The sequence below is a fragment of the Methylotenera sp. genome (assembly GCF_029945535.1).
In the GTDB taxonomy this organism is placed as follows: Bacteria; Pseudomonadota; Gammaproteobacteria; order Burkholderiales; family Methylophilaceae; genus Methylotenera.
This window is the reverse complement of the sequence record NZ_JAQSCU010000010.1, coordinates 457,774-481,044: the sequence shown is the minus strand read 5'-3', so window position 1 is coordinate 481,044 and position 23,271 is coordinate 457,774. Positions and strand designations below refer to the sequence as shown.

Annotated in this window: 23 protein-coding genes; 12 read left to right on the top strand and 11 right to left on the bottom strand. The window is 42.1% G+C overall.

Translation table 11 applies throughout. The annotated features are described in order from the left end of the window. Positions 1–79: 79 nt before the first annotated feature. Together dcd and PSU72_RS05335 are read left to right on the top strand one after the other, a co-directional pair. Positions 80–655 carry a dCTP deaminase gene (dcd, locus tag PSU72_RS05340; RefSeq protein ID WP_013147810.1) on the top strand — a complete coding sequence of 192 codons (576 nt, stop codon included), beginning with the start codon at positions 80–82 and terminating at the stop codon, positions 653–655. Between the two features lie 33 nt (positions 656–688). After that, positions 689–2,929: an arginine/lysine/ornithine decarboxylase gene (locus PSU72_RS05335; RefSeq protein WP_013147809.1), complete on the top strand. Its 2,241-nt coding sequence runs from the start codon at positions 689–691 to the stop codon at positions 2,927–2,929. 65 nt (positions 2,930–2,994) lie between these two features. On the opposite strand, the gene PSU72_RS05330 is transcribed toward PSU72_RS05335, so the two are convergent. Continuing rightward, positions 2,995–3,477 (bottom strand): dihydrofolate reductase, encoded by a 483-nt coding sequence (locus tag PSU72_RS05330; RefSeq protein ID WP_300431290.1) that lies wholly within the window; start codon positions 3,475–3,477, stop codon positions 2,995–2,997. 48 nt (positions 3,478–3,525) lie between these two features. Here PSU72_RS05330 and PSU72_RS05325 point away from each other — a divergent pair, with 48 nt between their 5' ends. The 4 genes from PSU72_RS05325 to PSU72_RS05310 all read left to right on the top strand — a co-directional run bounded on the left by PSU72_RS05325 (position 3,526) and on the right by PSU72_RS05310 (position 7,570). Next, the gene (locus tag PSU72_RS05325) at positions 3,526–4,959 is read left to right on the top strand and encodes an ATP-binding protein (protein ID WP_300431289.1); all 1,434 of its coding nucleotides are present in this window, start codon (positions 3,526–3,528) and stop codon (positions 4,957–4,959) included. Next, positions 4,956–5,570, top strand: coding sequence for a hypothetical protein (locus tag PSU72_RS05320; RefSeq protein WP_300431288.1), 615 nt, complete (start codon positions 4,956–4,958; stop codon positions 5,568–5,570). The genes PSU72_RS05325 and PSU72_RS05320 overlap by 4 nt, the downstream gene beginning before the upstream one ends. A gap of 13 nt (positions 5,571–5,583) precedes the next feature. Continuing rightward, complete coding sequence (locus PSU72_RS05315) at positions 5,584–6,954, top strand: sigma 54-interacting transcriptional regulator (protein ID WP_300431287.1); 1,371 nt, start codon at positions 5,584–5,586, stop codon at positions 6,952–6,954. A 214-nt stretch (positions 6,955–7,168) separates the two neighbouring features. Beyond that, positions 7,169–7,570: an EF-hand domain-containing protein gene (locus tag PSU72_RS05310; RefSeq protein ID WP_300431286.1), complete on the top strand. Its 402-nt coding sequence runs from the start codon at positions 7,169–7,171 to the stop codon at positions 7,568–7,570. A 208-nt stretch (positions 7,571–7,778) separates the two neighbouring features. On the opposite strand, the gene PSU72_RS05305 is transcribed toward PSU72_RS05310, so the two are convergent. The 7 genes from PSU72_RS05305 to PSU72_RS05275 all read right to left on the bottom strand — a co-directional run bounded on the left by PSU72_RS05305 (position 7,779) and on the right by PSU72_RS05275 (position 15,205). Continuing rightward, on the bottom strand, positions 7,779–8,573 hold the full coding sequence (locus PSU72_RS05305; protein ID WP_300431607.1) for a thymidylate synthase: 795 nt from the start codon (positions 8,571–8,573) through the stop codon (positions 7,779–7,781). Between the two features lie 102 nt (positions 8,574–8,675). Then, positions 8,676–10,103: a threonine synthase gene (gene thrC, locus PSU72_RS05300; RefSeq protein ID WP_300431285.1), complete on the bottom strand. Its 1,428-nt coding sequence runs from the start codon at positions 10,101–10,103 to the stop codon at positions 8,676–8,678. Positions 10,104–10,120: 17 nt separating this feature from the next. Next, positions 10,121–11,434, bottom strand: coding sequence for a homoserine dehydrogenase (locus PSU72_RS05295; RefSeq protein ID WP_300431284.1), 1,314 nt, complete (start codon positions 11,432–11,434; stop codon positions 10,121–10,123). Further along, on the bottom strand, positions 11,431–12,663 hold the full coding sequence (locus tag PSU72_RS05290; RefSeq protein ID WP_300431283.1) for a pyridoxal phosphate-dependent aminotransferase: 1,233 nt from the start codon (positions 12,661–12,663) through the stop codon (positions 11,431–11,433). The genes PSU72_RS05295 and PSU72_RS05290 overlap by 4 nt, the downstream gene beginning before the upstream one ends. Before the next feature lie 193 nt (positions 12,664–12,856). Next, entirely contained in the window at positions 12,857–13,675 is an 819-nt protein-coding gene (locus tag PSU72_RS05285; RefSeq protein ID WP_300431282.1) for an FAD:protein FMN transferase, read from the bottom strand. A 50-nt stretch (positions 13,676–13,725) separates the two neighbouring features. Further along, a complete protein-coding gene (locus tag PSU72_RS05280) occupies positions 13,726–14,265 on the bottom strand; it encodes an FMN-binding protein (protein WP_300431281.1) in 540 nt (179 codons plus the stop codon). A gap of 25 nt (positions 14,266–14,290) precedes the next feature. Further along, on the bottom strand, positions 14,291–15,205 hold the full coding sequence (locus tag PSU72_RS05275; protein WP_300431280.1) for a DUF6662 family protein: 915 nt from the start codon (positions 15,203–15,205) through the stop codon (positions 14,291–14,293). A gap of 163 nt (positions 15,206–15,368) precedes the next feature. Between PSU72_RS05275 and PSU72_RS05270 the strand changes: the two genes are divergently transcribed. Beyond that, entirely contained in the window at positions 15,369–15,737 is a 369-nt protein-coding gene (locus tag PSU72_RS05270) for an Mth938-like domain-containing protein (RefSeq protein ID WP_300431279.1), read from the top strand. 17 nt (positions 15,738–15,754) lie between these two features. Here PSU72_RS05270 and PSU72_RS05265 read toward each other — a convergent pair whose 3' ends face one another. The 3 genes from PSU72_RS05265 to fabA are packed head-to-tail and all read right to left on the bottom strand — an operon-like array spanning position 15,755 to position 18,145. After that, positions 15,755–16,306, bottom strand: a complete 552-nt coding sequence (locus PSU72_RS05265) for a DUF1439 domain-containing protein (protein WP_300431278.1) — start codon at positions 16,304–16,306, stop codon at positions 15,755–15,757. Positions 16,307–16,349: 43 nt separating this feature from the next. Next, entirely contained in the window at positions 16,350–17,585 is a 1,236-nt protein-coding gene (gene fabB, locus PSU72_RS05260) for a beta-ketoacyl-ACP synthase I (RefSeq protein WP_300431277.1), read from the bottom strand. 44 nt (positions 17,586–17,629) lie between these two features. Further along, the gene (gene fabA, locus PSU72_RS05255) at positions 17,630–18,145 is read right to left on the bottom strand and encodes a 3-hydroxyacyl-[acyl-carrier-protein] dehydratase FabA (protein ID WP_300431276.1); all 516 of its coding nucleotides are present in this window, start codon (positions 18,143–18,145) and stop codon (positions 17,630–17,632) included. Positions 18,146–18,706: 561 nt separating this feature from the next. Between fabA and PSU72_RS05250 the strand changes: the two genes are divergently transcribed. The 5 genes from PSU72_RS05250 to PSU72_RS05230 all read left to right on the top strand — a co-directional run bounded on the left by PSU72_RS05250 (position 18,707) and on the right by PSU72_RS05230 (position 23,265). Further along, positions 18,707–19,723: a MoxR family ATPase gene (locus PSU72_RS05250; protein ID WP_013147793.1), complete on the top strand. Its 1,017-nt coding sequence runs from the start codon at positions 18,707–18,709 to the stop codon at positions 19,721–19,723. A 124-nt stretch (positions 19,724–19,847) separates the two neighbouring features. Further along, entirely contained in the window at positions 19,848–20,729 is an 882-nt protein-coding gene (locus tag PSU72_RS05245; RefSeq protein WP_300431275.1) for a DUF58 domain-containing protein, read from the top strand. Between the two features lie 15 nt (positions 20,730–20,744). Next, the gene (locus tag PSU72_RS05240; protein ID WP_300431274.1) at positions 20,745–21,728 is read left to right on the top strand and encodes a hypothetical protein; all 984 of its coding nucleotides are present in this window, start codon (positions 20,745–20,747) and stop codon (positions 21,726–21,728) included. After that, on the top strand, positions 21,728–22,714 hold the full coding sequence (locus PSU72_RS05235) for a vWA domain-containing protein (RefSeq protein ID WP_300431606.1): 987 nt from the start codon (positions 21,728–21,730) through the stop codon (positions 22,712–22,714). Before PSU72_RS05240 ends, PSU72_RS05235 begins: the two co-directional genes overlap by 1 nt. After that, positions 22,711–23,265, top strand: a complete 555-nt coding sequence (locus PSU72_RS05230) for a hypothetical protein (protein WP_300431273.1) — start codon at positions 22,711–22,713, stop codon at positions 23,263–23,265. Before PSU72_RS05235 ends, PSU72_RS05230 begins: the two co-directional genes overlap by 4 nt. Positions 23,266–23,271: the final 6 nt, after the last annotated feature.

The window sequence follows — 23,271 nt, the reverse complement described above, 5'->3', positions numbered from 1 at the left end:
TTTGAAAAAAAATACACAAAATGCCCATGCACTTTATAATGCATGGGCATTTTATTTTAGTCTATGAATAGGTTAATACATGAGCATTAAATCAGACAAATGGATACGCCGCATGGCGGAGCAACATGGCATGATAGAGCCGTTCGAGCCTAATCAAGTCAAACAGAATGCCAATGGCGAACGTATGGTGTCATACGGTACATCAAGCTATGGCTATGATATTCGCTGCAGCAAAGAGTTTAAGCTGTTCACCAATATCAACAGCACCATTGTTGACCCAAAAAACTTTGACCCAAATTCATTTGTTGAAGTGAATGCTGATTACTGCATCATTCCACCAAACTCATTTGCGTTGGCACGTACCGTGGAGTACTTTCGCATTCCACGTAATGTACTGACAATTTGCTTGGGAAAATCAACTTACGCACGCTGCGGCATTATCGTTAACGTAACGCCTTTCGAGCCAGAGTGGGAAGGTTACGTTACCCTAGAGTTCAGCAATACCACACCACTACCTGCAAAAATCTACGCAAACGAAGGCTGTGCCCAAGTGTTGTTTTTTGAAGCAGATGAAGATGACGTATGCGAGACCAGCTACAAAGATCGTGGTGGCAAATACCAAGGTCAAGTTGGCGTGACCTTGCCTAAGATTTAATATTAGTAAGATTTAATTAAGGATTTCTATTTAATGAAATTTCGTTTCCCCGTTGTTATCATCGACGAAGATTTTCGCTCAGAGAACTCATCTGGCTTAGGCATACGTATGCTTGCCAAAGCTATTGAAACTGAAGGATTTGAAGTATTAGGCGTCACCAGTTATGGAGACCTTACCTCTTTTGTACAGCAACAGAGTCGTGCGTCAGCATTTATTCTATCGATTGATGATAATGAATTCATTGAAGGAAATCGTGATGCGCTAGATAACTTACGTAAATTCGTAGACGAAATTCGCTATCGCAATGAAGAGATTCCTATTTTCTTGCATGGAGAAACACGCACTTCACGCCATATTCCGAATGAGATTCTGCGTGAGTTAAATGGCTTCATTCACATGTATGAAGATACGCCGGAATTCGTTGCTCGCTATATTCTACGTGAGGCTAAAGCTTACTTAGATAGCTTACCACCACCATTCTTTAAGGCATTGACCGAGTATGCAGCTGATGGCTCTTACTCTTGGCATTGCCCAGGTCATTCTGGTGGCGTAGCATTTTTGAAATCGCCAGTCGGTCAAATGTTCCACCAGTTCTTTGGTGAAAACATGTTGCGTGCTGACGTTTGTAACGCGGTGGATGAACTAGGTCAATTGCTTGACCACACAGGGCCTGTAGCGGCATCCGAGCGCAATGCAGCGCGTATTTACAACTGTGACCACCTCTACTTTGTGACTAACGGTACTTCAACATCAAACAAAATGGTGTGGAACTCTACTGTAGCGCCAGGTGACGTAGTAGTAGTTGATAGAAATTGCCACAAATCTATCTTACACGCCATTATTATGACGGGCGCGATTCCAGTATTTTTAATGCCAACTCGTAATCACTTCGGCATTATCGGGCCGATTCCAAAAAGTGAATTTGAATGGGAAAACATTCAAAAGAAAATCGACCGCAATCCATTTATTCTAGATAAAACATCTAAACCACGTGTTCTAACTATTACGCAATCTACCTACGATGGCGTGCTATATAACGTGGAAGAAATTAAAGACATGTTAGATGGCAAAATCGATACGCTACACTTTGATGAAGCATGGCTGCCACACGCAACTTTCCATGACTTCTATGGTGACTACCACGCGATTGGCGAAGGTCGTCCACGTTGTAAAGAAAGCATGGTGTTCTCAACGCAATCTACACATAAATTGCTTGCTGGCTTAAGCCAAGCGAGTCAGATTTTGGTACAAGATGCCGAAAATAATAAGCTAGACCGTGATATTTTCAATGAAGCTTATTTGATGCACACTTCTACCAGTCCGCAATACTCTATTGTGGCGAGTATTGACGTGGCGGCAGCCATGATGGAAGCGCCTGGCGGTACCGCATTAGTTGAAGAAAGCTTAATGGAAGCGCTTGATTTCCGTCGTGCGATGCGTAAGGTCGACGAAGAATGGGGTACTGACTGGTGGTTTAAAGTTTGGGGCCCCGACGATTTATCAGAAGAAGGCTTGGAAGAACGTGATGCTTGGATGCTTAAAGCTAATGATGCTTGGCATGACTTTGGCAACCTTGCACCAGGCTTTAATATGCTGGATCCAATCAAAGCCACTATCATCACTCCGGGCTTGGACATTAAAGGTAACTTCTCAGATAAATTCGGTATTCCTGCCGCCATTGTTACCAAGTACTTAGCTGAGCATGGCGTCATTGTTGAAAAAACTGGTCTCTACTCATTCTTCATCATGTTTACCATTGGCATCACCAAAGGCCGTTGGAACACGATGGTAGCGTCTTTACAGCAGTTTAAAGATGATTACGACAAGAACCAGCCACTATGGAAAGTGTTACCTGAATTCGTACAAAAACAGCCACGCTACGAAAAAATAGGCTTACGTGATTTATGCGAGCAAATTCATGCTGTGTACAGAGCTAACGATGTAGCGCGCTTAACCACTGAAATGTACTTGTCTGACATGGTACCTGCGATGAAGCCAACTGATGCATTTGCAAAAATGGCGCATCGCAAAATGGATCGCGTGCCAATTGATGATTTAGAAGGTCGCATAACTGCCGTATTGTTAACGCCCTATCCACCAGGCATTCCATTACTCATTCCGGGCGAGCGCTTTAACAAGGTGATTGTAAATTACCTCAAATTCGCACGTGAATTTAATGAAAAATTCCCAGGCTTTGAAGCTGACAATCACGGCTTAGTAAAAGTAGTGGTAGATGGTAAAGCGACTTATTTTGTAGATTGTGTAGAACAATAAATCTATAAATATAGTTGGTAAATGCAGCGTTAATTAAGGCACAGTAAATTAATACTGTGCCTTAATTATTTTCGCATATAAGTAATATAACTAAACGGCAAACCTTGCGCCGATGTATGAGTTTCACGGGTGATTTCTTGCCATAAATTTAAATCAAATTCGGGGAAAAACGCATCCCCGTCAACAGTTAAATCCACATCAGTAATATAGAGCTTATCCGCCAATTTTAGGCCATCTTGATACAACTCAGCGCCACCAATCAAAAATACCTCACCATCGTTTTGGCATAAGGCTACTGCGGCCTCTAAGGAATGAGCGATTAACGCACCTTCTAGTTGGTAATCTTTATTACGTGTCACAATCACCGTAGTACGCCCTGGCAATAGACGCCCTAGCGACTCGTAAGTCTTACGCCCCATAATGATGTGATGCCCTGTCGTTAAGGCGCGAAAGCGCTTTAAATCCTCTGGCAAATGCCATGGCAAGGTGTTGTTGATACCGATGACTTGGTTGTTGGCGATAGCCACGATAATGGAAAGTTGTGTCATGTCTCTATTATACTAGATGTTTTAAAGGAAACCTTTTAGACTAGAAGCATGCGATTTCAATACCCGAGCTCTTTTTTAAAGCTGTTATTAATAGGATTTGCATTTGCAATTGTGCCATTGCTGTGGGTGTTTGCGAACGCCAATATTGCTTTTGATCACCTAGCAAAACAAAGTCAAATTACAATTTCAAACGCTGTGGTCACCACGCGCTCTGGACGTGTATTGCAAGAACAGTTAAGCCTCATGGAGCGTAGCAGTAAGCAATACTTTGTGCTTCAAGACAATGTGTTGTTCAACAATTACAATCAAGCTCATGCTAAATTTAACGAGGCTATTTCTCAACTAGAAGCTTTGGCTAATAACCCATCACAGCATAAAAATCTGCAACTATTGAGCGAAAAAACATCTCAATTACATGAGACTATTCTTAACAGCAAACTTATAAATGGTCCAGATTTAGGTTTTTTAAACAGCTTTAGTCAAATCACGCAATTGGTAGAAACCATCGTGCAAGAAAACAACCTAGCCATAGATGCGGCATCCAGCCAACTGACGCTCACCGTACAACATACCCAGAGAAAGTTATTTCTGCAAAGCTTGGTACTTATCCCGCTAGCTTTACTAGTGGCTGGCGCCATTACCTACCTACTCGCAAAACCCATAAGGCGCATGGATGCCGCCATTAGGCATTTAGGTAAAGGTGAGTATGATCAACCCATTGCCATTGACGGACCCGGTGACCTGCGCATTTTGGGGCAGCGCTTAGATTGGTTGAGAACTGAACTGAAAGAAGTGAACGAACAAAAACAACAGTTTTTAAGGCACGTATCGCACGAACTTAAAACACCTCTTACAGCAATAAGAGAAGCGACAGAACTATTATACGACGGCATCGGCGGTGTGCTTTCTGCACAGCAATCTGAGATTACCTTGATTCTGCGCGAAAACAGTATCCGCTTGCAGAAAATGATAGAAAATCTGCTTAATTACACGCGCATGGAATCTATTGAAGCCAAATTAACATTAGAAAAATTAGATTTATCTGTAGTTATTAATAGAGTGATTCATGCACATGCACTTAGCATTAGAAATAAAGAGTTGAATGTAAAAACCATCTATCAAGTTGAAACTGTGGTTGCAGATGAGGAGAAGTTAACAATAATTTTGGACAATCTTATTTCAAACGCGGTAAAGTACACACCGCAAAAAGGCTTAATTTTAGTACATACAAAAATTGAAAATGAAAACTTGTTGATTAATGTCAAAGATAATGGCCCCGGTCTATCTGAGCTAGACCAAGCACAGTTGTTCGACCATTTTTACCGAGGTAATACCCTGCATAAAAGCTTGATCGGCAGTAGCGGCTTAGGGCTCACCATCGCAAAAGATTTAGTCAATGCGCATCAAGGTATCATCAAACTCGCCGAGTCAAATCAAGGTGCGCATTTTATTGTTAGCATCCCTCAATTGGAGATTAAATGAGTATCAAGGTAATCATTAGTTTAAGTATTTTAGTACTATCGCTAGGCGCATGCGCAAGTAAAAGTATGACGAACAAACCTGCAGAGAAGGAATCAAACACGATTAAAACGTTAGATATTAAGAAAGCAGAAGCGCCAGCATCCAAACAAGATCGCGTGAATAGTTTATTGCTTTTTATTGACCGCTTTTCTAACGACACTTTGGATGCACAAAAAAAATCATTTAACGAAACGAATCGTGCGCTTACAGAAAATAAATTCGACCTTACAGAACGTATCAAACTGGCTATTATGCTTTCATTGCCGAGTAGCCGCATACGCGACACAGCAAAAGCTCAAAACCTGCTGCAAGATTTACTGCAAGAAAACAGCCTAAATCCTACAGAGTCGGCATTAACAAGCTTGTTTTATGAGTACGTATTAGATGATATTAAACAGTCCCAAAAAAATAGAGATGACTTGAAGAAGCTCGATTTAAGTCAGCAGAAGTTAGAAGCTTTACAACAAAAGTATGACGCTTTAGATAAAAAGCTGAATGATTTAAAGAATATCGAAAAAACTATTAGTGATCGTGATAGCAAAGTGATTAGCAAACCCATTACTAAACCTTAGACATGACAAGTCCATGCAAACACCAAACATTCTAATCGTTGACGATGACAAAGATATACTCAAGCTCATTAGCATGCGCTTGAATGCGGCTGGCTATGCTACAGTCACCGCAAACAATGGCGCTGAAGCCATGTCTGCCATCATGCTGCAGCGGCCTGATTTGGTGATTAGCGACTTGCGTATGCCCGCGATGGATGGCATGGCTTTGCTAGACGCCATTCAACAATCGCACCCTAGCCTACCGGTGATTATGTTAACGGCGCATGGTTCTATACCAGATGCCGTTAATGCGACACAGCGCGGTGTGTTCAGCTTTTTAACCAAACCTTTCGATAGCCAAGCACTGCTACAGCAAGTCGCCTCTGCGCTGCGTTTGAATGGCACGCAAACTCATATAGCCTCCAATGAGGATGATAGCTGGCGTGCGGATATTCTAACGCGCAGTTCAACAATGGAGAGTTTGCTAGGCCAAGCCAAGCTCGTTGCTAATACAGATGCTAGCGTATTTATTCAAGGTGAAAGCGGTTCAGGAAAAGAATTATTGGCACGTGCCATTCATCGCTACAGCGCACGAAGCGCTAAACCCTTTGTGGCCATTAATTGTGGCGCCATTCCTGAGAATCTACTTGAATCAGAATTATTTGGTCATAGCAAAGGCGCCTTTACTGGTGCTATCAATAACCATGTTGGACTATTCCAGAGCGCCGAAGGCGGCACACTGTTTTTAGATGAAATTGGCGATATGCCTCAAGCCTTGCAGGTTAAAGTCTTGCGCGCATTGCAAGAACGCGTGATACGTCCTGTAGGTAGTACGACCAACATACAGATAGATCTGCGTTTAATTTCAGCCACACACCGAAACTTAGTCAATGAGATGAAGGAAGGTCGGTTTCGTGAAGATTTATTTTATCGTATCAATGTTGTCAGCCTAGAAATCCCCTCCTTGGCTAATCGTCGCGAAGATGTAAGCCTTTTAGCGAACCATTTTCTGCAAGTGTTTAGTCAGAAATATAAAAAGAAATTACATAGCTTTGCTCCTGATGCGCTAGAAATACTCATTACAGCGCCATGGCCAGGCAATGTGCGTCAGCTACAAAATATTGTAGAGCAAACCGTGGTACTAGCGACCACCCAAGTCATTCCAGTGAATTTGGTACAAAAAGCATTACAAGAAGGCAGCAACTCAGTGGTCCCACTGGATGTTGCTCGCCAGCAATTTGAGTTTAATTATCTAATTAATATACTTAAAACAACAGAAGGCAATGTTACTCAAGCCGCAAGACTTGCTCAACGTAATCGCACTGAATTTTATAGACTATTAGACCGTCACAATATTCAAGCCAGTACATTCAAAAACTCCAGCGAAGACGAATCCTCCGATTAAGCAATCTGTCGTTTAAAAGCGACAAAAAAATCCAAGTTATTTCAATCACTTATCTAAATCATCACTTATGTGTCGTGCATAGGCGACATATTATTTTCTATAGAAACTCACAAAAAATCATAACATATTGATTTTATTGATAAATAAAAGTTGGCACGATAATCGCTAATGTAATAGGGCAATCCCTTTTAAATTAGCATTAGGAGCAACATCAATGAAATTAAATCCAAACTCTATCATCCGCCCTATTTCTGCAAGCGTCATGGCATTGTTATTAATGGCAGGACTTAATAATTTAGCGATGGCTGATAACGCAGCCGCATTTAAAGATTCTATTAAAACCGACAGTAAAGTAGCAGAAGCAAAGGTTGCTGCTACGAATGAAGCCGATTTATCAGCAAAAGCACCTGCAGATGAGGACTTTAAAAAACTAGATGCAAATAAAGATGGAAAAGTATCTTTGAAAGAAGCAGTAAAAGATAAAGCACTGGCTAGTCAGTTCGATGCAGCCGACCTCAATCATGATGGCATGGTATCAACAGATGAGTATTCCAGCTACAAGTTAGCTTCAGCAGCAAAAGTTACAGATACTGCACCTGCAACGACTACAAATTAAGGTTGCCTAATGTTAATTGTTAGTTAGCCGTGAGTGGCTAACTAACTCAGTAAATTAGTTCTTGAAAGAGTATTTCAGTCTTGAGTAAGCGTTTGAGCCCTTGTGACTCCCTCCCCTAGAGTCACAAGTTTTAATGGTTGCCCTTTCATTAGGGCAACCTTTTTTTGTTTAAACCTGATGAATGTTGATTAGCTTAAAGCGCAATTAGCTAAACTGCCACTAAGCCTTTAATAGCTGGGTGTGGATCATAATTTTCAAGCGTAAAATCTTCAAACTTGAAATCAAAAATGTTGTGCACTTCTGGATTGATATGCATCTGCGGCAGCGCACGAATACCACGTGAGAGCTGCTCGTGCACTTGCTCCATGTGATTGTTATAAATGTGTGCATCACCTAAGGTGTGCACAAAATCGCCCAACTTTAAGTCACACACTTGCGCCACCATCATCGTAAGCAAAGCATAGGAGGCAATATTAAAAGGCACCCCAAGGAATATGTCCGCGCTGCGTTGATAAAGCTGGCAGCTCAATTTACCGTCTGCTACGTAGAATTGAAAGAATGCATGACAAGGAGGCAGCTTCATCTGATCAACATCTGCGACATTCCAGGCAGAAACTATCAAGCGACGTGAGTCTGGATTATTTTTAATGGCGTTCACGACCTGTGTAATTTGGTCGATGTGTGTACCGTCAGGCTTAGGCCAATTGCGCCATTGGTAACCATAAACAGGACCTAAATTACCATTTTCATCCGCCCACTCATCCCAAATGCGTACGCCATTTTCTTTCAGGTAGGCAATGTTAGTGCTGCCTTGTAAAAACCAAAGTAGCTCATGAATGATAGATTTAAGATGTACTTTTTTAGTGGTAAGAAGTGGAAAGCCTTCTTGCAAATTAAAGCGCATTTGATAACCAAACACTGAAAGCGTACCAGTGCCTGTACGGTCTGTTTTTTGATTGCCGTGGGCTAAGACGTGATTAAGTAATTCGGTATATTGTTTCAAAGTAGCGCCTTTTTCTTTGTTTTCTGCACCAACAAAAATCGGTATCAAGTAACGTTTATAGACAAAAGTCACTGGACTCCGTGTCAGGCACGGAATAACGAGCTAGGTATTTTTAACGATAAAATCTTTAATCGCAGCATCACTTGCATCCATCACAATAAACTTCTGCGGTAAACTTTCTATGCCTTGCAAGCTTGCTGGGCGTTCAGGCGCTTTGCCTAAAGCTTCTACAATAGAATCTTCAAACTTAGCTGGCAAAGCTGTTTCCAGCACTACCATAGGCACATTTGTATCACGAAGCTCTAATGCCACTTTAATACCATCAGCCGTATGCGTATCAACAATTACTTGGTATTTATTAGCAGTTTCGCGTATCGTTTTCATACGATCTGCATGTGAACTGCTACCAGACTGAAAACCATAATCAGCTATTTTGGCAAAATATCCATCTGCATTTAAATTAAAGCTATTACCTGCATCTACTTTGCCCCAAAGTGCGCGCGTTTTTGCACCATCACGCCCGACTAAGTCATAGACAAAACGCTCAAAGTTAGAAGCCTTGCTGATATCCATTGAAGGGCTAGAGGTGTGGTAAGTGTTCGTTGAGCCACGTGGGCTATATACACCAGTTTTAAAAAACTCATCCAGCACATCGTTTTCATTGGTGGCAACCACCAATTTATCAATTGGCAAGCCCATCATGCGGGCAATATGTCCTGCACAAACATTACCGAAATTACCACTTGGTACAGCAAAGCTGACTTTTTGTGCATTGTTACTTGTTACGGCAAAGTAACCTTTAAAGTAATAAACCACTTGCGCAATGATGCGACCCCAGTTAATTGAATTCACCGCCCCGATTTTATGTTGTGCTTTAAACTCTGCATCATTTGAAACGGCTTTTACCATGTCTTGGCAATCATCAAACACACCATTCACGGCAATGTTGTAGATATTATCGTCTTGTAAACTAAACATTTGTGCAGCTTGAAAACGGCTCATCTTCTTATGCGGTGAAAGCATGAATACGCGTATACCTTTTTTACCACGCATCGCATATTCAGCCGCCGAGCCAGTGTCGCCGGAAGTTGCCCCTAAAATATTAGTGGTTTTGCCTTCTTTGGTAAGCACATACTCGAACAGATTACCCAGCAGCTGCATTGCCATGTCTTTGAATGCTAGCGTAGGGCCGTTTGAAAGGCTCAATAGATACAAGTTATCTTCAAGCTTCACTGTTGGTGTAATATCTGCCGCATTCTGCCCTGCGCGAGTGTACGCATAGACATCTGCACTATAAGTTTTATCAATAATCGCTTTTAAATCAGCGGCTGGAATGTCATCAACCAAGCGACTTAAAATAGCGAAGGCTAAGTCTGCGTAACTCAAGTCACGCATGACTGTTAAATCAGCATCCGTAAATTGTGGATAGGTTTCCGGGAGATACAAACCGCCATCTGGCGCTAAACCACCTAATAAAATTTCGCTAAAACTTAAAGCAGGCGATTGCCCGCGTGTAGAGATATATTTCATGATTTACTGACCTAAATTTACTTGCCTAATTCTTCCATGCGCAATTTAACTACTTTGCCCACAATTGCTGGTAAAGCTTCAATTTCAGCGATGCCTGCATCCATGTTTTTTTCTACGGTGATGTGCGTCAAAATCACAATGTCTGCTTCAGTTTCATTATCATCTGGTTCTTTTTGCAACATTGCGTCAATTGAAATATTACGATCTGCCAATATTTTAGTCACACCAGCTAATACGCCAGGTTTGTCAGAAACGCGTAAGCGCAAGTAATAAGCACTATTGACCTCACTGATTGGCAGAATTGGTAAGTCATTAAGCTGACCAGCTTGAAAGCCTAAATATGGCACGCGTTGCTCAACACTTGCGCTGCTCAAACGTGCAACATCCATTAAATCTGCTACTACTGAACTCGCCGTTGGCTCTGCACCAGCACCAGCACCGTAATAAAGCGTTGGACCTACTGCATCACCCTTCACAACTACGGCATTCATAGCGCCATTAACGTTAGCCACCAAACGTTTTTCTGGGATTAAAGTCGGGTGCACACGTAACTCAACACCAGCTTCAGTACACTTGGTGATCCCAAGCAACTTTACTCTGTAACCTAATTCTTCAGCGTACTTAATATCGGTTTGTTGAAGCTTCGTAATGCCTTCTGTATAAGCTTGATCAAATTTCATTGGCATGCCAAACGCAATGGCAGACATGATTGTTAGCTTATGCGCAGCATCAATACCTTCAACATCGAAAGTTGGATCAGCTTCTGCGTAACCTAAGCGTTGCGCTTCGCCTAACACATCAGCAAACGCCAAGCCTTTTTCACGCATTTCAGTCAGAATGAAATTAGTTGTGCCGTTAATAATGCCCGCTACCCATTCAATCTTGTTCGCGCCTAAACCTTCACGCAAGGCCTTGATAATAGGAATACCGCCAGCGACAGCCGCTTCATAAGCCACTATCACGCCTTTAGCTTGCGCAGCAGTAAAAATCTCATTACCGTGCGTTGCTAACAGCGCTTTATTAGCCGTCACAACATGTTTGCCATTTTCAATGGCTTTAAGCACCAACTCTTTACTGAGTGTATAGCCACCAATTAACTCAACTACAACATCTACGTCAGGATTGTTCACCACTGCAAAAGCGTCGTTGGTGACATCTACTTTGCCATCTGTAATGGCTTTAGCATGGTCAATATTTCTATCTGCCACTTGTACAACGTTAATCGCCACGCCAGTTCGACGCGTAATCTCTGTCGCGTTACGTGTTAAGACCGCATATGTGCCACCACCAACGGTGCCGATACCTAGTAAACCTACATTAAGTTGCTTCAAACTTTAGCTCCATGCTTTTTTCTATAATTTTCTAAAAATCTTGCGATACGGTGAATGGCTTCAGTTAAGTCATCTACATTCGGTAAAAATACTACACGGAAATGATCTGGAGTATGCCAATTAAAACCTGTACCTTGTACAAGCAACACTTTTTCTTCTAGCAGTAAATCTAAGATAAACTGCTGATCATCTTCAATTGGATAGATTTCTGGATCTAACCTTGGGAACAAATACATCGCAGCAGCAGGCTTAGTGCAAGTCACACCTGGAATTGCCGTCAGCAAATCATAGGCTACGTCACGCTGCTTGCATAAGCGACCCTCTGCCGCGACTAAATCCTCAATACTTTGGTAGCCACCTAACGCTGTTTGAATCGCTAATTGACCAGGCACATTTGCGCACAAGCGCATAGAGGCCAACATATTCAAGCCCTCAATATAGCCGCTTGCATATTTTTTCTCGCCACTCAGTATCATCCATCCAGCACGATAGCCGCAAGTGCGGTAGTTTTTTGAAAGGCCATTGAATGTCACGAATAGAACATCATCAGCTAGCGATGCAATCGATGTATGCGTGTTGCCATCATATAAAACTTTATCGTAAATCTCATCAGCAAAAATCACCAAGCCGTGGTGGCGCGCAATCTCAATAATGCCTTCTAAAATCTCACGAGGATACAACGCACCGGTTGGATTATTTGGGTTAATCACTACAATACCGCGAGTATTTGCAGTGATTTTAGCCTCAATATCCTTCAAATCAGGCATCCAACCGGTAGCTTCATCACATAAGTAATGGCGAGCTGTACCACCAGCCAAGGTCACTGCCGCAGTCCATAGTGGGTAATCTGGCATTGGTACTAACACTTGGTCACCATTATTAAGCAGACCTTGCATGGCCATGACAATCAGCTCAGACACGCCGTTACCAATGATGATGTCATCTACGGTCACATCTTTAATATGCTTACTTTGCGTATAATGCATAATGGCTTTACGCGGCTCAAATAAGCCTTTGCTGTCAGTATAGCCACCCGCTTTACTCATATTACGAATAACATCTTGCTGAATCTCTTCAGGCACTTCAAAACCAAATGCAGCTGGATTACCAATATTCAGCTTGATAATTCGCTGGCCTTCCTCTTCCATTTGACGGGCGCGTTGCAACACTGGGCCACGAATATCGTAGCAAACGTTACTGAGCTTATTTGATTTTTCTAGAATTTTCATACTATGGTTTCATGTGTGCGATTACGCGATTAATCATTTATATGCATCACGTAATTTTGACAAATTGACTAGTGATATAAAAATATAATTGCAAAGTATGTTAGTTTACCTTGCGGGGCCATTGCAGGCAATGCAACTAAGGAGTTTTAGTCATTTGTTAACGCTGCAAATAAAGACTTAATTAGGCGTAAGATTATTTGACTGTGACTATTCTGCCACCAAGGCGCTCTATCATGGTAGCCCTATCAGCCGCTGTAGCCAAACAAGCCACTTTGGTTAAGGCATCCGCACGCCAAGCGTAGTGCGCCATCACCGTCCAACTACCTAGAGCAGGTGACGTTGAGCTACCAACAATTTTCCCAGGGAACGTTTTATCGTAAACATCGGTGACAGTGGAAGTAGCAAGCGCAGCATTTTGTAAACCGCCTAAACTGACATACTCACCATTAATCTCTCGACGATGCACTGGCAACACTAAATCACCATAAACACGTAAATCTCCACCAGCATTCACCCAAGCGGCTTTAATGCCGAAGCGCTTGAGTTGGGCTATGGCGCAATCAACTGCATAGCCTTTAGCAATACCGTCTAATGTGATTTTTATTGAGTTGCTAAGTGTAATAGTATGAGCATTTATTTGAATGTCATTAGCAACACCGCTGGCTTTAGTCTCAGCTCCATCTTGATTTGGACTGTTATGATTTGGCAAGACACCATTTTCAACCATTGCGCCACCTAAGGTGCAATTGAATAGGCCCTTGCTAGCAAGGGTCATGGCTCGCGCGAGCTTCATTACGCGTAGGGTATGCTGATGTACCGCAACCGCTTTGCCTTCAGCCTGATTTAATCGGCTAAGATCACTTGCTTGCTCATGAAAACTGAGCAAATGATGTAGTTTCTCTACTACGCCAAATGCCGCTGCGACTGCATGTTCAGCACTTTTGTCAGACTGCTCACAACCAATCTCAACAAAAGTACCAAGTAAAGGCCGCATTCTTTTAAGGCTAGCCATTGAAGCCTAACAATTCAAATTCGACCATCTTAACTTAATTAAGGTAATGCTTATTCAACCAAATTTAAGACTTTTTGAATTGCGAGCACACGTTTTACGCCATCCATCACGTTGCGGCTAGACAAGGTACCGCCACTGATGTTCGGCACGTCTTCATCCAACTTAAAAGGATCAGCCAGCGTTTTACCTACAAGATGCTGACGCCAAATAGCATTACGCACACCACCGCCATAAGTTTCACGGTAAGTCATAATCTCTACGCCTAAAACGTGGCCATCCGGACTCAAACCGACACCATAGGTAATAAATTCATGCTTACCAATGACTTCATCCACCACAAACCATCCTAGCGTTTTACCGTTTTTAACTGCGCGCCAAATTTGCTGGGTATCCCAACGCTGACGTAAACCTGATAAAGATTTAATTTTATCTTGCTGATCTGAAGTCAACTTTGCTGGACGTGCCTCGAAAGACTGCGCGTCAGCAAAAATGGCCTTCTGTGCTTGCTCTACCGTTAAATAATCAGCCGCATAAACAGGTGAAACGATTGCTGCCACAGGCAGCAACCACAAACTATGAATATTTTTCATATTTCTCTATGAGTTATTTTAAAAATTAGAAATCAAAACCAACTTTCAATCTAACCTCATTTTTGGTGCGCTCAATTAATTGTAGGTTATCATCAAGCTGTGCAGAACCTGGGTGACCATAACCTTTTAATTGATGGAACGCCGTTAATGTTACCCAAAACTTTTCACCACCATAATGAATATTTGGTCCAGCAAACACTGACCAACGCTCTTGACCAACTTCAGTTTCATATTCAGCTTCGTACTGTGCTTCAGCACCTACAGACCAATTAGGTGCAAAACGATAACTCAAGCCCGTACCCGCACTTAATTCAACTTCCATCTCATTGTGATCTGGCCAGTCATAACCTACAGGTAAAGAAGCCTGTCTTTCAGCACTTAGTGACGCGCGTCTAGCATAAACAGATTCAATACCAAGATTTCCTACTAACACTAACTGGCCTTCCATAAAGTACTTTTGCGCCAAAAGCTTAGCTTCTACCGAGTAAATATCTTTATCTAAGCCAGAATGTGGATCTAACCAGCTATAACCTAAGTCTAAATAACCAGCCAAACCAAAATCATCTTTAGCTGGGCTTAAAAACATATACTTAAACTCTGTACCGACACCTGAAAATTTTGGGCCATATTGCTCATCACCTGGAATATAAGCATCTACTACAATGTTTTTAGTGTTAATAGCCTGCGCTTTAACATATACAGCCGCCTCAAATTTATCTGTTACACCGTACTCTAACTCAGTTTTACTATCCCATGCATGATACGTACCGACACCTTTATCACCGCGATAGGTAATCTGTTGATCTAGCTCATATGCGCCTTTGGGCATCACTTCAACACCTTTTATATACCCAAAAAGATTTTCATCAGCACTTGCTACATTTGCATAAAAGCCCAACCCCAATAACGCGACAACTACGTAACGATGGCTTGTTTTCATTTCTATTCCTAGGATTAATAAAAATGCAGATGATACTCGTTATCATTCTCAATATCAACAAAGTGACACTATAGATTTGATGAAAAAACCAACATTACTGATGTAATTTTTATATTTTTCAATATAAAGTTTAAGATGAATATTAATTCGTTAAAATACGCATATGAAACTTCATCTTACAAATTCTGATGGCAACTACCTCATCACGGGCTATGGTCAAGGCTGGGTAGATATCAATCGACAACGCTATAGCAATAATTTGATTCTGCTGCCGAATCAATTGATAGAAAACTGGCATGTATTGAGTTTCGACAACATTCAAGCGAATGACTTCGAAAAAATAGTTGAATTAAAACCTGACGTTGTGCTTCTCGGCACAGGAGCTAGCCATAAGTTCATACATCCAAAACTAACTACTGCCCTCACGAGGGTGGGCATTAGCCTAGAGTCTATGAGTACAGATGCGGCGTGCAGAACTTACAACATTTTGATGAGTGAAGGTCGTAACGTATTGGCGGCTTTGATTTTATAGAGCCTATACCTTACAACTCACCTGACGGGACTCAGTGTAATTTGCAAACCTTTGTCTGTAATTTGCATATCTTTAGGGCTATATTGCGTTGAACCAACCATTAAATCTTCTGGCTTGACCGTATACAAAGACAATCCGTTTAACATTTCACCGCCCAGTTTTTGGGCGATTAAATTAAAAAAATCGTTATATTTACTGCCCAAGCCATCTAAGTTAAGACTTTCCACTTTTGGGTCATCTAACACAATTGAGCTTGTCGCCGCATCAAAGCGTAACTTTCCAGAAATATCCATTTTTCCAGCGAGCACTTTATTACTTAAAACACTGGTCAAACTAGTATCTAAGCTGGTCACCATGCGTCCAGTTTTGCTGTCAAACCTCACGGTGGAATTGCTTAAATTAACATCAAAAATCTTCAGTAGCGAGATTGGAATTGATAAGCGTTCATTGAGCTTTTTCTGTAATTGCACCTCTGATATATTAACAGTGCGGTCGCCCATCATGGCGCAACCGCTCAGAAATATAGTAATCAAGGATGTAACCAACAACAAGAACAGCTTAAATTTCATTACTTACCTTTTGAACTGATTAGTATTGATTGAACAACGCAGACTAAAGGTTTTTTGTTGACAAGAGTAATGTTGCGTTCGTACCGCCAAAACCAAAGCTATTAGATAATGCGGTTTCAATTTTGACGTTATCAATACGATTACGCACAATATTCAAACCTTCGGCACCTGGGTCTAAATTATCGATATTCGCGGAGGCGGCAATAAAGTTGTTTTCCATCATCAACAAAGTATAAATCGCTTCATTTACACCCGCTGCACCAAGCGCATGACCGGAAAGTGATTTGGTTGAAGCAATCGCAACTGGATTATTTGCACCAAACACCTCACGAATAGCCTCAAGCTCTTTAGTGTCACCGACAGGCGTACTTGTACCATGCGTATTGATGTAATCCACTTTCGCAATCATATTGCCGTCATGGCCTTGCAATGCCAATTTCATACAACGCACAGCGCCTTCACCACTTGGTGCCACCATATCGTAGCCATCTGAAGTTGCGCCGTAACCAACAACTTCCGCATAGATTTTTGCGCCGCGTGCTTTAGCGTGTTCGTACTCTTCGAGCACGACAATACCGCCACCGCCAGAAATGACGAAACCATCACGGTCGGCGTCATAGGTACGAGAGGCTTTATCTGGCGTTTCGTTATATTTACTACTTAACGCGCCCATGCCATCGAACATAAACGATAAGGTCCAATGCTCTTCTTCAGCACCTCCAGCAAAAATAACATCTTGCTTACCTAGCTGAATTTGCTCAACACCTGCACCAATACAATGTGCACTGGTTGAACAAGCCGAGCTAATGCCATAGTTAATACCTTTGATTTTTGCACCAGTAGCTAAACAAGCAGACACGCCACTTGCCATGGCCTTAGTGACCATGTAAGGGCCTACGCGACGCACGCCTTTCTCACGTAAGGTATCAATACCTTCCATAATACTCTCATGCGAAGCTCCGCCTGCACCGACAATCAAGCCAGTACGGACATTAGAAACCATGTCATCAGCCAACTGAGAGTCGGCAATCGCTTCTTGCATAGCTAGCCAAGCATAAGCATGACCTTTAGCCATAAAGCGCATCAATTTACGGTCAATGAGCTCTTCAACTTTAAGGTTTTTAATTGATCCAGCCACATGAGAGCGCAAACCGCGCTCAGCATATTCAGGTTGATAAGTAATACCTGATTTACCAGCTTGTAAACTAGCCAGCACCTCAGCTTTGTTATTACCCAGACTGGATACAATTCCCATTCCAGTAATCACTACACGACGCATTTCGTGCTCCCTCAAATTATTTTTTTATTGTATTAAGATAATGCTTAAAAATTGTCTGTTCGCGTGAATAAACCTACACGCAAATCATTTGCCGCATATATTTCACGACCATCTAAACTCATAGTGGCGTCGGCCACACCCATCACTAATTTACGCATAATCACGCGTTTCAAATCAATAGTATAAGTTGCCATTTTAGCTGTTGGCAACACTTGCCCAGTAAATTTAACTTCACCAGCGCCAAGCGCACGACCACGACCAGGACCGCCTGCCCAACCTAAATAAAATCCAACCAGCTGCCACATTGCATCTAAGCCTAAGCAGCCTGGCATCACAGGGTCACCAGTAAAGTGACATTGAAAAAACCATAAGTCCGGGCTGATATCCAACTCAGCAATAACTTGGCCATTACCATATTTACCGCCATCTTCAGTAATAGAAACAATGCGATCAAACATTAACATTGGTGGCAATGGTAATTGCGCATTACCCTCACCAAACATTTCACCCCTGCCACACTTAAGTAACTCTTCCTTTGTAAAGCTGCTTTGTTTTTGCATGTTTTTTATTCTAAAAATAATTATCTAAGCCGCTATTTTCGCCGTAAATCCAATTTAACGAAAGCCTTATTCACGCTTTATCCGTATTTTTTGTCGCATGTCAAATTATAACATCAACAAAATATGGTGGTTATTTACAACCAACTCAACCAAATGTTGGTTATATACAGCCAAACATAATTCATCATCATTTATAACTCTTTGAATAAATGACAGTTTATTTTAGGTATGTGTATTGCTTAAGTAACTTGTAGCGAAGATCTCCAAATTATCGCCTCTTAACCCGCAACATACTTAAAAGCTGTGTTGCGGGATTTTTTATGGTGTTGAATTACTTTTTGGTTAACAAAGGTGGCAATGCCATTTGTATGGGGAAATTAAGCGGGGAATTCAGCCCAAGCTTAGTCAGTCGCTTCCATGATAATTGCCTAAATTCAATAAATTGTACTTAGGTGTATACAGATCTGTTTACACCTTTAAATAAAACAATTACACTAGCTACAATCTGTTACAAATTCTAACAAATCAATTACTACTAATCACTTACTTAGGGCACATTAAATGAGCGATATACAACTAGCCGATTGGCGCAATCACGCACTAACCTTAGAGTCTGAAGTCAACAAAGTGATTGTGGGTCAGCACATTCCCGTTCGTTTGATTACTACTTCAATTTTTGCACGTGGACATGTATTGCTTGAAGGTGACGTAGGCGTTGGTAAAACCACGCTGCTCCGTGCGTTCACACGTGGTATTGGTGGTGGCTATCAACGTATCGAAGGTACGATTGACTTGATGCCTAACGATTTGGTCTATCACACCTACCTTGGTGAAGATGGTAAGCCTCATGTAAGCCCTGGTCCTATTTTGATGTCTGGTGAGAATTTATCAGTATTCTTCTTTAACGAGATTAACCGTGCACGCCCACAGGTCCACTCTTTATTGCTACGTGTAATGGCAGAGCGCACACTGACCGCATTTAACAAAGAGCATCACTTCCCGCACATGTTGGTATTTGCTGACCGCAACCAAGTTGAAAAAGAAGAGACTTTTGATATTCCATCAGCTGCACGTGACCGTTTTATGATGGAAATTCCAATCGTTGTGCCAAATGACGACAGCATTATGGAATCACTCGTATTCGATACACGCTTCCACGATGCGGATGCGCTAGTTTCAAACGTGCCTGAAAATATCTTGCAGTTTGACCAGTTGAATAAGTTTGCCAGTATCTTACAAAACAGTATCTCTGCAAGCCCTACTCTACGCAGCTACGTACTTAATTTGTGGCGTGCAACCAAAACGCCAACGGATTTTGGTGTAAAAGTTTCTGGTGTAGATATGAACCGTTTGGTGTTATCTGGTGCAAGTCCGCGCGGTATGGCAATGGTATTGCGAGCCGCCCGTGTAAATGCTTGGTTGAATGAGCGTACCGCTGTATTACCAGAAGATATTCATGATGTGTTTCACGCAACTGTTGCGCACCGCTTGGTATTCAGCCCAGTGTATGAAATGCGCCGTACTGAGATTGCTCGTGATATGTTGAGCGGTATCATTCACGCGATTGCAGCGCCTTAACTTAAATATTACGAATGATAGCTAGCTGATGATCGCAATAACTCATAGCTTTTGTAGGTTAGATTTAAGTCCATCGTGTCGGATTAAAACCCGACTTACGGCTAATTAAGTAGGTGTAATTCAAATGTCACAAGTGCATATAAAAGAATTCAGCTACCACATCGCATGGCGCTCTCACTCGCGCAGACCTGGTAGACACAAAAGCAACCAGCGCGGTATGGGTATGGAGTTTCGCGGACATACCACGCTGCTAGCTTACCCTGACCCGCGCCGTATAGACATACGCCAAACCATACGCGACCCGCTTGAGCAGGTACATGTACGTATTTTTAACCAAAAAAGCGTTACGCCAGTATTTGTGTTGTGCGATATGTCTGGCTCTATGCAGTATGCCAGCACTATGCAAGATGGCAGCACACAGAAAAAAATTGAGACTGCGGCAGATATTGCACAATCCGTGGCGCAGTCTGCCACACGTAATCGCGATCTAGTCGGTTTTATCGGTTTTGATGATGTGGTGCGCGAAGATTGGTTATGCACACTCTCAGCAAGACCACATACCACTGTTGAAATGGCTGAGAATCTAAGAACCTACGAAGCAGAAGAAGTTGGCAGTCGTGGCGTAACGGAAATCGTCAGATTGCTACCACGCGAGCGCTCGCTAATTTTTATGGTGTCAGATTTTCACATGCCGATTGCCGATTTAGAAGAGTCGTTGGTGCTTATGCAACGTCACCATATTGTGCCTATTGTATTGTGGGACTCATCTGAATATAGCGATTTGCCAGAGTTTGGCATCACTAATGTCACAGACCCTGAAACAGGCGTCAAACGCACACTATTCTTACGCAAATCCTATCGTGATCGCATTTTAAAAAGCTTTATGGACAGGAAAACAGCCATTGAGAATTTGTTTTTACGCTACGACATGCAGCCGTTTTTTGTAGAAAACAGCTTCGATGCTGATCAGTTGTCCGAATACTTCCACCAATATGTGGCAGCTTAATTTATGAGTACATTTATGCGAACAAGTATACAAACAAAATTTTTATTAGCGACTAGCGTTCTTATATCACTCATAAGTCAGCCCGCTTTGGCTGATGTTGTGCTGCCAGAAATTAATGCCAAATATGTCACGATTAAAGAAGACAATCCTACACGCGATGCGGGCTATGTTGTCGGCGATATATTGGAAAGAACCATCACGCTCACAGTTAAAAAACCTTATGAGCTGGTCAAAGAATCGATTCCTATTGTTGGCTACGAACATCGCTGGAAAGGTCAAATTTCAGGCATTGAGCTTTCTAAAGTCAGTTCAGAAGAAATTAAACACAGCGATAGCGTAACGCACGTCATACATTTAACTTACCAAGTGTTTACTACTGGCAAGTTAGCGAAACCAGCCGCACTAAGAGCTGAAATTATTAAAATGAGGAACACCGAGAAAAAAGAAACATTGCAATACCGTGTGCCATCTTTTAATTTCCGCGTTTCGCCGCTTTCTGTATTTGGTTCTGTGAAACTAAAAGAAGAGCTAAGCCCATTTACGCCGCCCTTCCTTATCGACTCAAGTAAGCAAAAACTGACGTTAAAGCTGCTCATTGGTTTACTAGGCTTGTCATTGCTAGGACTACTGTATATATTCGGCATGCATGCTTGGTTACCGAGAATGGGCGCACCTTTTGCAAAAGCGTATCGTGATATTCGCAAGATGCCTGAAACTGCCTCAGGCTTGCAACAAGCTGCAGCGAGGATTCATGAATCACTTAACAAAACAGCTGGCACCAGCTTGTTTGGTAATAATATCGATAGTTTTATTCAAGACAAACCCGCTTTTTCACCAGTGAAACAAGATATTGAAAAGTTTTTTGCTTTGTCACGAAAAGTGTTTTTTGAGCCAGAGTCTGCACAAAACTTGAATGAACACTCAAAAGCTTGGTTAATGAAGTTTTGCCGTCACCTACGTGATTGTGAACGTGGCCTGCGACCAGAAGCGAGCGCATGATGGGGTTTATGCATCCTTTAGTGTTATGGCTGCTGCCACTTGCACTTCTGCCAATTTTATTAGAACGTTCAAATAGCCGTACCTACTCATGGGTAGATATGCTGCCAAGTGATCCACTTTCGAATTTAATTGGTTTACTACTTAAAATTCTAGCTACCGTCAGTTTAATTAGCATCATTATTGGTTTGGCTGGCCCACATAGCTTAGAACAAAAAGTAGAGCGTATCGGCATAGGTGCGCAAATCGGTATGGTGATTGATAGAAGTGCCAGTATGGATGATCCGTTTTCTGGTGGTACGGCTGAAGGTCGTGTTGGCGAGACTAAATCTGTAGCTGCTGCCAGGCTGATGAGCGAGTTCGTAAAATCCCGCCAAAACGACATGATAGGTGTGATTACCTTTAGTAACTCTGCAATGTATGTGCTGCCACTTACTGAAAGTCGCGAAGCTATTCAGGCCGCCATTAAAGCCACTGCAGGCAACTCACTGTTCCAAACGAATATTGGTGGCGGACTAACCAGTGCCGTGAGCTTGTTTGAAAATGTTCCAGATTCAGGCTCACGCGCCATCATTTTGCTTTCGGATGGCGGGGGTCGCATGGGCGGTGATGCGCAACAAAAACTGCGTGAATGGCTACAAAGATACAACATCACGCTGTATTGGATTGTATTAAGACAGCCCGGTGGCATTAGTATATTTAATGAATACATACAAAAGGAAGAAGGTCCTTTGCCTTCAGAAATTGAACTGTATGAATACTTTAAAACACTGCGTAGTCCATTTAGTGCTTATGAAGCGGAAGACCCTAAATCACTCGCTAATGCGATAGCTGATATTAATGAAAAAGAAAGAAAACCGATTAAGTATATGGAAAAAATTCCTGGTCACGACTTTACTCAACTCTGCTACATCATTGCAGCGCTGATGATTGCCTTGTTGCTTAGCGTTAAATACCTAGAGTTTAGAACATGGAAAGTAAATATATGAGCCTTAGCTTAAAATCAATCACGGTCAAGCATCTTACAATTACACTCGTTTTAATTGCCATAGCTTCAGCAGTAGGCATTGCCGCAGAGCTTAATCGCATACGTCAGATTAATGCTTTTAATCATGCGGTCAGCACCGGTAAAAACCCACAGACAGACAGACAGAGTTATGAGGCTAAATTTGCAACCGCTTATTGGCTTGCAAATAATGAGCGTCATAAAGAAGCTACGCTGCTATTTTCTCAGCTAACAGAAAAAGGCACGCCTAGCCAGCGAGCTGCGGTACATCACAATATAGGCAATATGTTTTTCTTAAAGAGCTTACAAGTTAGCGGCGGTAATGACCCTAAAGTGAGAGATGAAGTTGAGTATCTCTTAACTCAAGCCCATAGCTCATACAAACAGGCACTTAAGTTAGATAATAGCAACTGGGGTACACGCCGCAATTTAGACCGTGTGATTACTTTGTTACCTGAAACGCCTACACCAGGCGTGGGTGAATCAGACTCCCCTGGCCTGATTATGGGCAATATTCCTGTAGGCCTTCCTTAGAGATAT